This window comes from Aneurinibacillus sp. REN35 (genome assembly GCF_041379945.2).
Lineage (GTDB): Bacteria > Bacillota > Bacilli > Aneurinibacillales > Aneurinibacillaceae > Aneurinibacillus.
Window position 1 is genome coordinate 180,623 of record NZ_JBFTXJ020000007.1, and the last position, 15,762, is coordinate 196,384.

General features: G+C 48.4%; 14 protein-coding genes. All 14 read right to left on the minus strand.

Annotated features, from left to right (window positions below):
* Positions 1 to 14: 14 nt before the first annotated feature.
* The 14 genes from purH to AB3351_RS14915 all read right to left on the minus strand — a co-directional run bounded on the left by purH (position 15) and on the right by AB3351_RS14915 (position 15,616).
* The gene (purH, locus tag AB3351_RS14850; protein WP_371147921.1) at positions 15 to 1,568 is read right to left on the minus strand and encodes a bifunctional phosphoribosylaminoimidazolecarboxamide formyltransferase/IMP cyclohydrolase; all 1,554 of its coding nucleotides are present in this window, start codon (positions 1,566 to 1,568) and stop codon (positions 15 to 17) included.
* Positions 1,534 to 2,205: a phosphoribosylglycinamide formyltransferase gene (gene purN / locus AB3351_RS14855; RefSeq protein WP_371147922.1), complete on the minus strand. Its 672-nt coding sequence runs from the start codon at positions 2,203 to 2,205 to the stop codon at positions 1,534 to 1,536. The genes purH and purN overlap by 35 nt, the downstream gene beginning before the upstream one ends.
* Entirely contained in the window at positions 2,202 to 3,245 is a 1,044-nt protein-coding gene (purM, locus tag AB3351_RS14860; RefSeq protein WP_371147923.1) for a phosphoribosylformylglycinamidine cyclo-ligase, read from the minus strand. Before purM ends, purN begins: the two co-directional genes overlap by 4 nt.
* Before the next feature lie 11 nt (positions 3,246 to 3,256).
* Entirely contained in the window at positions 3,257 to 4,684 is a 1,428-nt protein-coding gene (gene purF, locus AB3351_RS14865) for an amidophosphoribosyltransferase (protein WP_371147924.1), read from the minus strand.
* Positions 4,669 to 6,888, minus strand: coding sequence for a phosphoribosylformylglycinamidine synthase subunit PurL (gene purL, locus AB3351_RS14870; protein WP_371147964.1), 2,220 nt, complete (start codon positions 6,886 to 6,888; stop codon positions 4,669 to 4,671). The genes purF and purL overlap by 16 nt, the downstream gene beginning before the upstream one ends.
* Positions 6,878 to 7,570 (minus strand): phosphoribosylformylglycinamidine synthase subunit PurQ, encoded by a 693-nt coding sequence (gene purQ, locus AB3351_RS14875; protein WP_371147925.1) that lies wholly within the window; start codon positions 7,568 to 7,570, stop codon positions 6,878 to 6,880. The genes purL and purQ overlap by 11 nt, the downstream gene beginning before the upstream one ends.
* 3 nt (positions 7,571 to 7,573) lie before the next feature.
* On the minus strand, positions 7,574 to 7,822 hold the full coding sequence (gene purS, locus AB3351_RS14880) for a phosphoribosylformylglycinamidine synthase subunit PurS (RefSeq protein WP_371147926.1): 249 nt from the start codon (positions 7,820 to 7,822) through the stop codon (positions 7,574 to 7,576).
* Positions 7,815 to 8,534 carry a phosphoribosylaminoimidazolesuccinocarboxamide synthase gene (gene purC / locus AB3351_RS14885; RefSeq protein ID WP_371147927.1) on the minus strand — a complete coding sequence of 240 codons (720 nt, stop codon included), beginning with the start codon at positions 8,532 to 8,534 and terminating at the stop codon, positions 7,815 to 7,817. The genes purS and purC overlap by 8 nt, the downstream gene beginning before the upstream one ends.
* 119 nt (positions 8,535 to 8,653) lie before the next feature.
* The gene (purB, locus tag AB3351_RS14890) at positions 8,654 to 9,949 is read right to left on the minus strand and encodes an adenylosuccinate lyase (RefSeq protein ID WP_371147928.1); all 1,296 of its coding nucleotides are present in this window, start codon (positions 9,947 to 9,949) and stop codon (positions 8,654 to 8,656) included.
* Between the two features lie 19 nt (positions 9,950 to 9,968).
* Positions 9,969 to 11,105, minus strand: coding sequence for a 5-(carboxyamino)imidazole ribonucleotide synthase (gene purK / locus AB3351_RS14895; protein WP_371147929.1), 1,137 nt, complete (start codon positions 11,103 to 11,105; stop codon positions 9,969 to 9,971).
* Entirely contained in the window at positions 11,102 to 11,590 is a 489-nt protein-coding gene (purE, locus tag AB3351_RS14900) for a 5-(carboxyamino)imidazole ribonucleotide mutase (protein ID WP_371147930.1), read from the minus strand. Before purE ends, purK begins: the two co-directional genes overlap by 4 nt.
* Positions 11,591 to 12,295: 705 nt before the next feature.
* Positions 12,296 to 12,388, minus strand: coding sequence for a sporulation protein YjcZ (yjcZ, locus tag AB3351_RS14905; RefSeq protein ID WP_371147931.1), 93 nt, complete (start codon positions 12,386 to 12,388; stop codon positions 12,296 to 12,298).
* A gap of 262 nt (positions 12,389 to 12,650) precedes the next feature.
* On the minus strand, positions 12,651 to 13,775 hold the full coding sequence (locus AB3351_RS14910; protein WP_371147932.1) for an HD domain-containing phosphohydrolase: 1,125 nt from the start codon (positions 13,773 to 13,775) through the stop codon (positions 12,651 to 12,653).
* Positions 13,775 to 15,616, minus strand: a complete 1,842-nt coding sequence (locus AB3351_RS14915; RefSeq protein WP_371147933.1) for a GAF domain-containing sensor histidine kinase — start codon at positions 15,614 to 15,616, stop codon at positions 13,775 to 13,777. Before AB3351_RS14915 ends, AB3351_RS14910 begins: the two co-directional genes overlap by 1 nt.
* Positions 15,617 to 15,762: the final 146 nt, after the last annotated feature.

Here is a 15,762-nt window from a genome sequence, read left to right on the forward strand (position 1 = left end):
TTCCTCCCGTTATCTTAGTGCTTGAAATGGCGAACTTTCGTCATGACCATTGCAATGCCGTGCTGGTTCGCCGCCTTGATGGAGTCTTCATCACGAATCGAGCCGCCTGGCTGAATAATAGCTGTGATACCGGCCTTGGCCGCTTCTTCTACCGTATCCGGCATCGGGAAGAAGGCATCGGATGCAAGTACACTGCGGAACGAGCGATCTCCCGCCTGCTCAATTGCGATACGCGCTGCTCCTACGCGGTTCATCTGTCCCGCGCCCACACCGATTGTCATACTATCTTTCGCCAGTACAATCGCATTCGACTTCACATGCTTTACAATCTTCCAAGCAAACAGCAGCTGCTGCAGTTCCTCTTCTGTCGGCTTGCGATCTGTAACGACTTCTATATCTTCTGCTGTAACCTGCTTGCGATCCGCTTCCTGCACAAGCATGCCGCCTTCTACACTTGTAAGCTTCCAATCCACTGCCTTCTCTTCTGTATGCAGATCTCCAAGCGCAAGTAAGCGAAGGTTTTTCTTCTCTTTTAATATGTCCAGCGCCTCGTCTGTAAAAGAAGGAGCCATGATAATCTCCAGAAAAATCTCCTTAAGCAGAAGCGCAGTATCCTTATCAATCGGACGATTAGCTGCGATGATACCGCCAAAAATGGAGACAGGATCAGATTCATATGCTTTTTTGTAGGCATCAAGAACGGTCGTACCTGTACCTACGCCGCATGGATTCGTGTGCTTCACAGCGACAACGGCCGGTTTATCGAACTCCTTTACGATTGCAAGAGCCGCATTGCCGTCGTTGATATTGTTATAGGAAAGCTCCTTGCCATGCAGTTGCTTCGCTGTAGCGATGTTGCCCTGCCCCGCCAGCGGTTCACGATAAAAAGCGGCCGTCTGGTGCGGATTCTCTCCATAACGTAAATCCTGCGCTTTTTCATATGTTACTGTATAGCTTTCTGGAAGCTGTTCACCTACTTGTTCCGTTAAATATTGAGAGATGAGCGCATCATATGCCGCAGTATGACGGAATACCTTAGCTGCCAGCTTGCGCTTCGTTTCCTCGCTTACGCCTTTGCCCGCCTTAATTTCTTCCACAACCTTGCCATAGTCTGCAGCATCTACCACAACAGCTACAAACTTATGGTTTTTTGCTGCGGAACGAAGCATGGTCGGTCCGCCGATATCAATATTTTCGATCGCTTCAGCAAACGGAACGTTAGGCTTACTAATCGTTGCTTTGAACGGATACAGATTAACGACAACAAGATCAATGGGTGTGATATTATGCTCAGCAATTTGCTGCTGATGCTTTGCATCGTCTCGAACGGCCAGAAGACCTCCATGGATGTGCGGATCAAGCGTTTTTAGACGTCCATCGAGAATCTCGGGAAAGCCGGTTACCTCAGAGATACCGATCACATTTACGCCTTCTTTTTGCAGCAGGGTAGCCGTGCCACCTGTAGAGATAATTTCTACGCCCAGCTTCTCCAGTTCCTTAGCGAATTCTACGATGCCTGTCTTATCTGATACGCTAATTAATGCTCGTTTTACTTGTACTTCGCTCACCGTTTTCCACTCCTTCACTGTATTTGCAATCTTCCGCTTCAATGTACACTTGTCGTCCGTTCAGCTTTACTTTGCCGTCTGCAATAAGCTGTACCGCTTGCGGCAGCAATCGATGCTCTTGACTGTGGATGCGCCTAGCAAGTGTCTCCTCGTCATCACTGCCATATACAGGAACGGGCTCCTGCATGATGATCGGACCGGTATCCATTCCTTCATCGACAAAATGAATCGTAATCCCTGTAATTTTCACCCCATACCGATACGCTTGCCCTACAGCGTCCTTGCCGGTAAATGCAGGGAGAAGAGACGGATGAAGATTGATCATCCGCCCGCCATATGCTTTAAGCAGCGTCTCGCCGATGAGGCGCATATAGCCCGCGAGCACAATCAACTCGATACCAAGCGCCTCAAGCCGTCCGAGAATTTCCTGTTCAAAGCTTTGTTTGTCCGGGTACTCCTGCGCTCGGAATACGAACGTGGGTACTTCATACTGTGCAGCCCGCTCAAGCACGTATGCACCCGGCTTGTCACAGACAAGAAGCTCCACCTCTACGCCTGTCAGCTCCTGTCTTTCAATGGCTTCCATAATGGCAGCGAAGTTCGATCCGCTCCCGGAAGCAAAAACGGCGACCTTCATGATCGGCTCACCCCATCAATATGCACATCTTGGCTGCCTGCTGTGATGCGGCCGATAATCTGCGCTTGCTCGCCCGCTTCATGCAGCACCCGCAGCGCTTCTTTGGTATCCTTTTCCCGGACGATGGCGATCATTCCAATTCCCATATTAAATGTACGGAACATATCCTGTTTTGCTACGTTTCCTTTTTCTGCGATCAATTCAAATACGGCAGGCACATCCCACGAACCGTACGTGATCTGTGCTGCTGTACCTTCCGGAAGAATACGCGGAATATTATCGTAGAACCCGCCCCCCGTAATATGGACAAGCCCGTTTACATCTACTTTTTCGAGTAACGCTAGGCATGATTTCACATAAATCCGCGTCGGCGTTAACAGCACGTCGCCCAGTCTGCCGCCAAGCTCCGCCACTTCTTCATGCAAAGATAGCCCGGCATCATCTAACAACACTTTACGCACCAATGAGAATCCATTGCTGTGTACACCGCTTGACGCCAACCCAATAATGATATCTCCCTCTGCAATACGCTTTCCATCGATGACTCGTTCAGCGTCTACGACCCCAACACTGAATCCTGCGATGTCATATTCGGCCACATCGTACATACCTGGCATCTCAGCTGTCTCGCCACCGATCAATGCACAGCCGGATTGCTCGCAGCCATCGGCAATTCCTTTAACGATGGCTTCAATACGCTCAGGTACAACCTTGCCGCAGGCCAGATAATCGAGGAAAAACAGCGGCTCTGCCCCTTGTACGACAATATCATTCACACACATCGCAACCGCATCCACACCGATGGTATCATGCTTGTCCATCGCAAAAGCCAATTTGAGCTTAGTACCTACTCCATCCGTGCCTGAGACGAGCACAGGCTTCTTGTACTTGCTTATATCAAGTCCAAACAACGCGCCAAAGCCACCCAGATCCGTTAGTACCTCCGGGCGGAATGTACGCTTTACATGCTTTTTCATTCTCTCTACCGCTTCATTGCCGGCATCGATATCGACACCCGCCTGCTTGTATGCTTCACTCATGCCTTCTCCTCCTATTTGTCCACGCAGTTTTTCGTATCTTCGTAGATTTCTGTCGGATAGCAGCCCGTAAAGCAGGCCAAGCAATGCCCGCGGTTCGGCGCTGTATCATTCCTGCCGATCGCATCGATCATGCCCTGCTCCGATAAGAAGGACAGTGAATCTGCGCCAATATATTCCCGAATTTGTTCAATGGACTTCTCACCTGCGATCAGTTCTTCTCGGCTCGACGTATCGATGCCATAGAAACAAGGATTCTTAACCGGCGGAGAACTGATTCTAACATGTACTTCCTTTGCTCCCGCCTCACGCAGCATACGCACGATTCTGCTGCTTGTCGTCCCACGAACAATCGAATCATCAATCATGACGACCCGCTTACCCTCTACGACCTTGCGAACCGCGCTCAGCTTCATGCGGACACCGCGTGCGCGCATCTCCTGATTCGGCTGAATGAATGTACGACCTACATATCGATTCTTAATCAATCCAAGTTCATAAGGAAGACCTGCCGCTTCCGCATAACCGATGGCAGCCGAAGTGCTCGAATCCGGTACCCCTGTTACTACATCAGCTTCAACGGAAGATTCCCTGAACAGTTGACGCCCCATTTCTTTGCGGGCCAGATGCACATTAATGCCGTCAATATCACTGTCCGGGCGGGCAAAGTAAATGTATTCAAACGAACAGATCGCTCGCTGCGTCTGACCGGCGAAGCGGTCAGAGCGAAGGCCCTGCTCATCAATAATCAGCATCTCACCCGGTTCGATATCGCGGATGTATTCAGCACCAACCGTCTCAAATGCGCATGTCTCTGAAGCGACTACATAGCCTTCCTGCAGGCGTCCTAGAACAAGCGGGCGCAGTCCGTTTGGATCAAGCGCAACAATCATCTGCTTTTCTGTCATGATTAATAGCGCGTATGCTCCCTTAATCATCCGGAGCGATTCGCGTACCGCCTGTTCAATCTCATAGCCGGAACGGGCAATCAAGTGCGCAATGACTTCCGTATCACTTGTCGTCTGGAAGATTGAACCCTGGCGCTCTAGCTGGTGGCGAATTTGATCCGCATTCACTAGATTCCCGTTATGGGCAAGCGCTAAGTTTCCTCCTGTATATTTAAATACGAGCGGCTGGGCGTTCTCTAGTAAGCTGCCACCTGCCGTCGTATAGCGAACGTGTCCAATTGCCATACGGCCATGAATGCGGTTCAGTTGATTATCGTTAAATGCCTCGGTAACAAGCCCCATCCCGCGATGATACGAGAACGTCTCACCGTCAGAGGCACAGATTCCGGCACTTTCCTGTCCTCTGTGCTGTAGGGCATGCAGGCCATAATAAGTTAATTGAGGCGCATCGGGGTGATTAAATACCCCGAATACGCCGCATTCTTCGTTTAATTTATCCCAAAGCTCATCGTGCTCCATCATTGCATCAGACATGCGATTGCACCCCTCCAAGCCGCTTTTGCCTCTGTAAGCGGCATATTGATCAGCTCTCGTCCGTTGACTTTTATTGCAATCTCGTCTGTGCCAACCGTACCGATATTTGCACATAATGTACCGTTTTTCGCTGCGATCTCGCATACTCCCGCGACATGCTCTGGCTTCACACTAAGCAGCACACGTGATTGTGATTCACTGAACAATGCAATATCTGGACGCAGACCGATGTTCCAATTTACCACTGCGCCAAGGCCAGGCTCTGCCGATTCGACGAGCGCTGCGCCAAGGCCGCCTTCCGCTAAGTCATGTGCAGAAGCAACGAATCCTTCACGAATAGCGGTAAGCACCGTCTGTTGCAGATTCTTCTCTACCTCCAGATTCAGTGCAGGCGGACGTCCGCTAACAGAACCATTGATAAGCTTCTGGTACTCGGACCCGCCAAGCTCCGCTCTTGTCTCGCCTAAGAGAAGCAGCACATCTCCTTCATTCTTGAAGGCTTGTGTTGTAATATGATCCACATCCTGCACAAGCCCTACCATGCCCACAACAGGTGTTGGATAGACGGCTTCACCGTTCGTTTCATTGTACAAGCTTACATTGCCGCCAATAACCGGTGTCTCAAGCACACGACACGCTTCGCTCATACCGTCTACCGCTTTTTCAAACTGCCAGAAAATCTCTGGCTTCTCCGGGCTGCCGAAGTTCAGACAATCTGTGACACCAAGCGGTGCAGCACCTGAACATACGACGTTGCGCGCAGCTTCTGCCACAGCGATTGCCCCACCGACCTGCGGATCAAGATACACATAGCGTCCGTTACAATCAATGCTCATTGCCAGCGCTTTGCGTGTGCCGCGAATTGCAATTACAGCCGCATCAGAACCTGGAATAACCGCGGTATTCGTGCGTACCATGTAATCGTATTGGTTGTATACCCACTCTTTGCTTGATACGGTAGGAGCGGCGAGGATGTTTGTCAGCATCTCATTATAATTAACAGGCTCCGGAATATTTAACGTATCGACACTCTCATATTCTTTGTAGTATGCCGGCTCCACCGAAGGCTTATGGTAGATGGGCGCTTCGTCTGCAAGACTGCGCACAGGAACTTCAGCTACCGTTTCATTCTTATGCTTGAGGCGGAGCTTCCCGTCATCGGTTACACGACCGATAATCGCCGAATACAGACCCCATTTCGCAAAAATCCGTTCTACTTCAGCTTCTCGCCCTTCCTTTACAACGATTAGCATACGCTCTTGCGACTCAGACAGCATCATCTCATACGGTGTCATGCCCTGTTCACGCTGCGGCACCAGATCAAGATTCAATTCAATTCCGTTTCCGGCTTTGCTCGCCATCTCAGCACTTGAAGAAGTAAGACCGGCAGCACCCATATCTTGAATACCTACAACCGCATCTGTCTGAAGGAGTTCTAGACACGCTTCAAGCAACAGCTTCTCCATGAACGGGTCGCCCACCTGTACAGCCGGACGCTTCGCTTCCGATTCTTCGCTCAACTCTTCTGAGGCAAACGTCGCCCCGTGGATACCGTCACGCCCAGTCGCAGCACCAACGTACATGACCGGATTTCCGATACCTTCTGCTACACCTTTTTGAATTTGATCGTGATCAATCAGACCGACACACATCGCATTGACAAGCGGATTGCCTTCATAGCAATCGTCGAATACGATCTCGCCGCCAACGGTTGGAATACCCATGCAGTTGCCATATCCGGCAATCCCTGCTACTACATTCTCAAAAAGATACTTCGTACGCGGTGTATCCAATTCACCAAAACGAAGGGAGTTCAAAAGGGCAATAGGACGTGCACCCATCGAGAACACATCACGGATGATCCCGCCGACACCGGTAGCCGCACCCTGATAGGGCTCAATCGCTGACGGATGGTTATGACTCTCCACTTTAAACACAACCGCTTGATTATCTCCAATATCAATAATCCCTGCACCTTCACCCGGTCCTTGAAGAACATGAGGACCCGAGGTTGGGAAACGGCGCAGCACAGGCTTAGAGTTTTTGTAGCTGCAATGCTCCGACCACATTACGCTGAACAGGCCGATCTCCGTATAGTTTGGCTGTCTTCCCAGAATCTCGATGACTTTGCCGTATTCCTCATCTGTAAGACCCATTTCGCGATAGATTTTCTGCTCAGCAATTTGCTGCGGATTAGGCTCCATATGTGACACCGTTTTTCTCCCTCCAGCTCTGTAAAATCGAAGTAAACATACGTTTTCCATCTTCTGAACCAAGCCACTCATGCACAGCACGTTCTGGATGCGGCATCATACCGAGTACATTACCGGCTTCGTTCATAATTCCTGCAATATCATCTACGGACCCGTTCGGATTTTTACCCGCATAGCGGAATACGATCTGGCCCTTCTCCTTCATCTTAGTCAGCGTATCTTCATCGCAATAGTAATTGCCATCACCATGCGCGATCGGAATACGAATGACCTCTCCCTTTTCATAGTGAGACGTAAATGCCGTCTCATTGTTCTCTACACGCAGTTCCGAAATCTCGCAGCGGAACTTCAAGTGTTCATTACGGCGCAGCGCCCCAGGCAGCAGGCGCGCCTCTGTCAATACCTGAAACCCGTTGCACACGCCCATAATCAGCTTGCCTGCCTCTGCTTGCTTGCGAACGGCCGCGAGGATTGGCGCCATGCCAGCCATGGCACCCGGACGCAGGTAGTCCCCATAAGAGAAACCGCCAGGGAGGAGAATGCAATCAAATTCATCGAGGTCTGTCCGGGTATACCATACGTACTCAACCGGCTGTCCCAAACAGTCTTCGACGGCCTTATACATATCAACGTCACAGTTCGAACCGGGAAATACGAGGACTGCACATTTCATCGTTTACGCCTCCACCAATTCGACACGATAGTCTTCGATTACCGTATTGGCAAGCAGCTTCTCGCTCATTTCCTGCAGGCGTTCTTCTGCTGCTTCCTTCGTTGCGGCATCAAGTTCAACTTCCATGTATTTACCGATGCGAACATCCTTAACCTCATCGAACCCTAGCGAGTGAAGCGATCCCTTCACAGCGTTTCCCTGCGGGTCAAGTACAGATTCCTTTAACGTGACATATACAACGGCTTTAAACATGCGTTTCTCCTCCAATGCGTTTTAGAATTTCTTTATAAGCGTCTTCCACATGACCAAGATCACGGCGGAAGCGGTCTTTGTCCATTTTCTCCATCGTATCCGCATCCCAAAAACGGCACGTATCCGGGGAAATCTCGTCTGCTAGAAGAATGCGTCCATCTTCGGTGCGTCCAAACTCCAACTTGAAATCAACAAGCAGGACATTGCGTTCCTTCATATAAGGTACGAGTACATCATTAACTTCAAGCGCAGATGTACGAAGCTGCTCCCGCTCTTCCGCTGTAGCAATACCTAATACATCAATGTGTGAATCGTTAATTAACGGATCGCCCAGCGCATCATCTTTGTAATAAAATTCCACAACTGGTTGCGGGAGAAGGGTTCCTTCCTGCATGCCTAAACGTTTTGCAAGAGAGCCTGCTGCGATATTACGAACTACAACTTCTAACGGAATAATGGTAACTTGCGCAACCAATTGTTCAGTGGAAGACAACTCTTTAATAAAATGATTGTCGATTCCTTTTTCCTTTAACATCCGAAAGAAAATGGAGGTGATCCGGTTATTCAATTCACCTTTGCCCATAATCTGAGCTCGTTTCTCTCCATTAAATGCAGTGGCATCATCTTTATACTGCACCCAGAATACACCCGGCTCATCCGTACGATATATCCGTTTGGCTTTTCCTTCATATAACATCTCTTGCTTTTCCATGATTCTCCCCTTCCCGATCTCCCGTTTTCCGGATATTTTCCAAAATACTTCGAACTTTCCCTCTAGTATAAGGGCTTCATGGCGCTATCACACTTTACGCGCCATGTCCCCTATATTTTTTATAGCCCTATGCGGTCAAAAATCGTATCAACATGCTTTAGGTGCCAACTGTAATCAAAGCAATCCGCAATCTCTTCTGGTGAAAGCATTGCTTTGACCTTCTCATCGGATTCGATCAATTCACGGAACTGCCGCTGTTCTTCCCATGCCTGCATCGCACGCGGCTGTACCGTATCATACGCTTCCTCACGGCTTAAGCCCTTGTCAATCAGCTTGAGCAATACACGCTGCGAATAGATCAGACCAAATGTACGCTCCATATTGCGCTTCATGTTGTCCGGGAATACGGTCAGGTTCTTAATAATGTTGCCGAAACGGTTCAGCATGTAATTAATAAGCTGGGTCGCATCCGGCAGAATCACACGTTCAACGGACGAATGGGAAATGTCGCGCTCATGCCAGAGCGGTACGTTCTCATATGCCGAAATCATATGGCCGCGAAGCACACGGGCCAGCCCAGACATGTTCTCACTGCCAATCGGGTTGCGCTTATGCGGCATGGCAGACGACCCTTTTTGACCTTTGGCAAATGCCTCTTCCACCTCACGCGTCTCGCTCTTCTGCAAACCGCGAACTTCTACGGCAAATTTATCAATCGATGTCGCAATTAAAGCCAGCGTGCTCATATATTCGGCATGACGGTCACGCTGCAGCGTCTGCGTGGAAACAGGTGCCGCCTTGAGCCCTAGCTTCGTGCATACATACTCTTCTACGAACGGATCAATATTGGCATAGGTACCAACTGCACCGGAAATTTTGCCATATGCGATCGTTTCCTTGGCTCGACGGAAGCGTTCAAGATTGCGCTTCATTTCTTCATACCAGAGCGCCAATTTCAGACCGAATGTTGTTGGCTCCGCATGCACACCGTGCGTACGACCCATCATGACCGTATATTTATGCTCTTGTGCTTTTTCCTTTAAAATATCAACAAAACGCATGAGGTCTTGTTCGATAATCTCATTAGCCTGCAGCAGTAAGTAGGATAATGCCGTGTCGACTACGTCAGTGGATGTAAGACCGTAGTGAATCCACTTCTTCTCGTCACCTTCGATTGTCTCGGATACGGCCCGTGTAAATGCTACCACATCATGGCGTGTTTCCTGCTCAATCTCATAGATACGATCTACGTTAAAGCTTGCATTCTTCCATAGTTTTTCAACATCCTCTTTTGGAATGACGCCAAGTTCAGCCCAGGCTTCACAAGCTAGAATCTCAACCTCAAGCCAGGCTTTAAATTTGTTTTCTTCCGTCCAAATGGCCGCCATCTCAGGGCGGGTATAGCGTGGAATCATAGTGCCTATCCTCCTCGAATTACTCCCAAATTGATATTGCTTCTATGTCATGAAGCGCAGCTTCGACCGATTCGGCCAGAACATTGATATGCCCCATTTTACGCTTAGGCTTACTGTCTTTTTTACCGTACAAATGAAGCTTGGCCGATCGGGGCAGCTTCTCTATTTTATCAAGAACAGGCGCCAAATGCTCACCTAGAATATTGACCATTACGACCGGAGATAACAAAGACGTATCACCAAGCGGCAAATCGCAAATTGCTCGAATGTGCTGCTCAAACTGCGAGGTTATACACGCATCCATCGTATAGTGGCCCGAGTTATGCGGACGAGGTGCTAATTCATTGACAAGTACCTGTCCATCTTCTGTCACGAACATTTCTACGGCGATCAGACCGACTACCTGTAGCTTTTCCGCAATTCGTTGCGCCAATTCTTCAGCACGCTCCGCTACATCTCGCTCAATGCGGGCAGGAACAATCGACATGTGCAGAATGTTCTCTCTGTGTTCATTCTCCGCTACAGGGAATATTCTGACTTCACCTGAAACACTTCGTGCCGCAATGACGGACACTTCCTTTGTAAAGGGAATGAATTGTTCAATAATGAGATCTACTCCTGCCTGCGATAGCTCACGATAAGCTATCGCTGCCTCTTCCTGCTTGCGGATCACATATTGGCCTTTACCGTCGTAGCCGCCTGTCGCTGTCTTCATTACCGCCGGGATTCCTAACTCCTGTACCGCCGCTTTCGCCGCCTTCTCGCTTTCAATGACACGAAAAGGCGCAACAGGGATACTAAATGACGCAAGCGTTGATTTCTCCCTGATGCGGTTCTGCGTAATACGCAGCAGCTCGCTTCCCTGCGGAACATAGGATCTTTCTTCTAACACGGCTGCGACGTTCGCATCCACATTTTCAAACTCATACGTAATGACATCGCTTGTCTGCGCTAGCTTTAATGCGCCCGCTACATCATCATATCCCGTAGCAATGTGCGTATCGGATACCTGTGCACACGGACAATCCTCCGTCGGGTCCAGCGTCGCAAAACGGTAGCCGGAAGCTCTGCCTGCAAGTGCCATCATCCGGCCAAGCTGTCCGCCGCCTAGTACACCAATGGTTGCACCTGGTTTGATTACGCTTCGGCTGCTCATAGCTTGTCGCTTCCTTCCAGCACCTGCTGCTTAATCTTCTCACGACGCAAGATAAAGCGCTCACGTACCTCTGGATATTTATTTCCCAGCATCTGTGCCGCCAAAAGCCCGGCATTGATCGCTCCTGCTTTGCCGATAGCCACAGTAGCCACAGGCACGCCGCCCGGCATCTGTACAATGGATAGAAGAGAATCGAGACCGCTTAACGCGGAAGATTTGACCGGCACGCCAATGACCGGAAGAGCAGTTTTTGCTGCTACCATGCCCGGAAGATGCGCTGCACCGCCTGCACCGGCAATGATTATTTCAAGTCCTCGTCCTTCTGCCAGTTCCGCATATTCAAACATCAAATCGGGCGTCCGATGCGCCGACACTACTTTTTTCTCGTACGGCACTTCTAATTCATCGAGCACCGCACACGCTTCCTTCATTGTTTCCCAGTCTGACGTACTTCCCATAATAACGCCTACTAACGGCTGGTTCATCGCGTACTGCCTCCTCCGATTTCATACAAAAAAGCCCAGACGGTAGATTTCTCCCTGTTACTGTGAGAAACCTACCGCCTGGGCTTTTATCCCTACGGTGTAGCGCACTATTGTACGCCTGAATCGCTCGGACCGATGCCTTGCTCTTGTGGCTTCGGAACCCTAGATTCACTTTCCACTCAATTCACCTTTAGTGTAGCAAGGTATTTCGGCTTCGTCAAGCCAATTAACGAACAATTAACAAAAGAAAAAAGAAAAACATTCGTTATTTCCGCTTTAGCTCGATAAGCAAAAAAGCCGCCCATACAGGCGGCCTCTCTTCATTGCAGGCATTGGTTAGTCGCAAGCACAGGCAATGATTACAAGCAGGATGAACAGCACCAGAATGACACCTATTACATCCTCTCCACCAAACCAGCCCATGACCTCACCCCTTTCCCTTATCGTGGTATGGAGCGTCTATTAATCGCAAGCACAGGCGATAATTACGAGCAGGATGAACAATACCAAAATGATCCCAATTACGTTCTCTCCTCCAAAGCAGCTCACAGACGTTCCTCCTTCCTTTCTTGCACCTGCATGCAGCAGGTTCACGGGATTGGATACTCGTGTTATACCTTATGCAGCATCTAAGCTAAGGGATTGGACATCCGCCTGTTCCGCTTATTGCAAACAAAAATTGGACGGATGTCTATTTAGCCCTCCTTAGCAATCGCAAGCACAAGCGATAATCACGAGCAGAATGAACAGCACGAGAATTATGCCGATGTTATCTCCCCATCCTCCAGAGCAGCTCATTTTCTTCACCCTTTCTTTTTAAATTAGCGAAAGCCGCAGGTGTAATTAGTTACAGGAGCAAGCGATGACCACCAGCAGAATGAACAGTACGAGAATCACCCCAAGTTGATCTCCGCCATTCCAGCAGCTCATGAATTCTCACTCCCTTCAACCAGGACTTTGAATCACTTGACATGCTACATACTATGATCTGGACGGGCAGACGGTTTGGACGTTCGCCTAATTCAAGACAAAAAAAAGAGCCCGCTTCTGGACTCTTCACTTATTCTTGGTATTGATTTTGTATACGGATAATTTCAGGAAGGCTATCAAAGAAAAGCTGGACAATTTTCGGATCAAAGTGTGTGCCGCTTCCTCTCCGAATGATTTCGTACGCTTTCTCATTCGGATAAGGTTCCTTGTACGGTCTTCTGCTTGTTAGAGCGTCGAAGACATCAACCACCGCTATAATTCGTCCACTCAGCGGAATGGCTTCTCCGGATAATCCATGTGGATAGCCAGAACCATCATACTTTTCATGGTGGGAAATCGCAATCTCGCTCGCCAGCTTCAGCAGCGGCGAATCAGATCCGTTAAGGATTTTGTAGCCGATTAGAGTATGTTCCTTCATTTTATCAAACTCTTCTAACGTCAACTTACCAGGCTTAAGCAGAATATGATCTGGCACACCAATCTTCCCAATGTCATGCATTGGGCTTGCCTGGATCATGAGGTTCACTTGTTCTTCACTCATGCCGAGCGCCTGCGCCATCACTCCTGAATAGTGGCTGATGCGCTGGATATGGGCTGCCGTCTCCGGATCTTTAAATTCGGCTGCTGAAGACAAGCGCTCGACAATCTCGCGGTGGCTGTCTTCTAACTTACTGTTCAAAAGCTTTAATGCCGCAAGCGCCTCCTGAAGCTCAGCCGTTCGACTTACCACTTCGTTCTCTAAACGCTGCTTCGTTCGAGCAAGCTGCTTATAATAATGCCGGGTACGGAGCAGCGTATGTACTCTGGCATATAGTTCATATTTATCAATCGGCTTATTCAAAAAATCGTCGCATCCTTCTTCCAATGCTCTGATCTTGTCTTCCTTACTATCCAGCGCAGTCACCATAACCACGGGAATGTAGCATTCCTCCATCGCTCTGATCTCACGCAGCACTTCATACCCGTTCATCCCAGGCATCATCACATCAAGCAGAATCAAGTCGATGTCTTCACTTTCTAGAATCATTAAGGCATCCAACCCTGAAGATGCGGACAGCACGCGGTAGTCCTTCACAACCAGCAACTGCTCCAATACATCAAGATTGTACTCTTCATCATCAATTATAAGGATGTTGGATTGCTCGGTCTCCATTCCTTCTTTTATTTCATGATTGGCCAGTGAATATACATTCATTACCCCCATACCTCCTCTCGACTCTTTTTCTGCGGCTCATAAAATACATTGCACAAGTGGATGATGAAACGTGATCCATATCCTTCTTCACTCTCCACACGAATCGTTCCACCGAGAAGAGATACAAGGCGGGAAACAATGGAAAGTCCAAGGCCCGTCCCTTTATATTTACGTGCAAGTGATCCGTCAATTTGTTTGAACGGATGAAAAATTGCATCCCTATGCTCCAAAGAAATGCCGATACCTGTATCTTCTACAGCAATAATTACATCTTCTGCCTGGCGGCTTACATGTATAATTACGGATCCCTGCTCGGTGAATTTGATCGCGTTTGATACCAAGTTCATAATGATTTGCTTAAGCTTCTGTTCATCGCTTTGAATCCAGATGTCCCTCTCCCCTACAATAACAAGATCAATCGGCTTTGCTGCACGCAAACTCTCCGCATTATGCATGCAAAACTGCAGCAATGCTCCCAATTGAACCGGTTCAGATACTACGCTCATTCGTCCCGCTTCCATCTTCGATAAGTCAAGAATGTCATTGATTACGCCCAATAGATGTTTCCCGCTTTCTTTAATTCTTTTAATATTCGTCATCTGCTTATCCGGTATCGAACCTTCTAGTACAGTTACTACTATATCGGAGTAACCGATGATGGAATTTAATGGGGTTCGCAGTTCATGACTCATCGTCGAGAGGATATTACTCTTCAGATTGGCTGCCTCCTGAGCGATTTTTCGCTCCTTCTTCAACTCCTTGATGTAGTGAGAATTCTGCAATGCCACACTGAAGGCACGGCTGAAGCTTTGCATCATCTCCTCATCCTCTTTTGTAAATTGAAGAGCACCGATTTTGTTATGAAGATGGAAACGGCCCACAACTCTACCGTCCGTATGAATCGGAACTTCAAGAATGGAGAATTCTTCAGTGCTGCCAAATGTAGTATGCTGCCCTCTGCATTGCTCCGTGGATGCAATCCGCCTCTCCACACCGTCCTCCGTAGAGATAGTGAGAATCGTCCCGCAAGCCCCAATAACCTGTCCTACCGTCTCTACTACATCTTCTAGAAAGGAATCCGTTAGCTCCAGATTACCGTACAGCTTCTCAAGCAGAAGATGTATGGAGTGAAGCTGGGATTGCTTGTGCTTCAATTGCTGAAAATAAAATTGGCGAATCATCAAAAATAGCATGACCAACGGGATTCCAACTACGACCGCCACTACTAAGGCCCGCTGCCAAACATCATAGAGCGTGATCGCATTCCCAATCGTTTGAGAAATGATATAGACAAAAAATGTAGTGGTGATAAATACTCCAACTACAACAAGCACAACAGCCGTGACTGCGCTCTGGTTCCAACCGGTTTTCTCAAATGACACCGGAAATCCAATCCGGTACAAATAGCGGTACATTCGAACCAGCATACCGAAATAGAAGGGAGCATAGGCCGTCATCATAACACCCATACAAATAAGAAAAATCAGCAGAAGATTATCCTTTTGCTCAAGAACTTGAGAATAGAAGAAAAATGCGACAGAAAGAAATGAAACAAGGCTATAAACAATATACTCATTCAATATACGCCGTAGTGAAGCATGGACCACTCCGCTGTCTTTTAGCTTTATTACTCGGAATTCCCATCGCTTATATCGCCAAATAAACAATAGGCAGAAGACAATAGGGAACAAAAGTATACATAAGCTGGTGAAAGGCCGGCCAAGCAAGCCTGCCAGCTGCTTAAAATGCAGCAAATTAGCGGATACAGCGAATATTACGCTCAAAAGAATCGGGATGAAAAAGCTCCCGCTGATCCAAAGTATCCTCTCTTTTTTATCCATGCTCCCTCCGCACTACAATAGACTTATGTAATAAGGTTTATTTTTTTGCTTATTCCATTCTGATTATAGCAAGATTTTCCTTAAATGTTTCCAAAATATTAAAAAAGCAGAGCGGAATATTTCTCCACTCTGCTTTTGCAGGGACA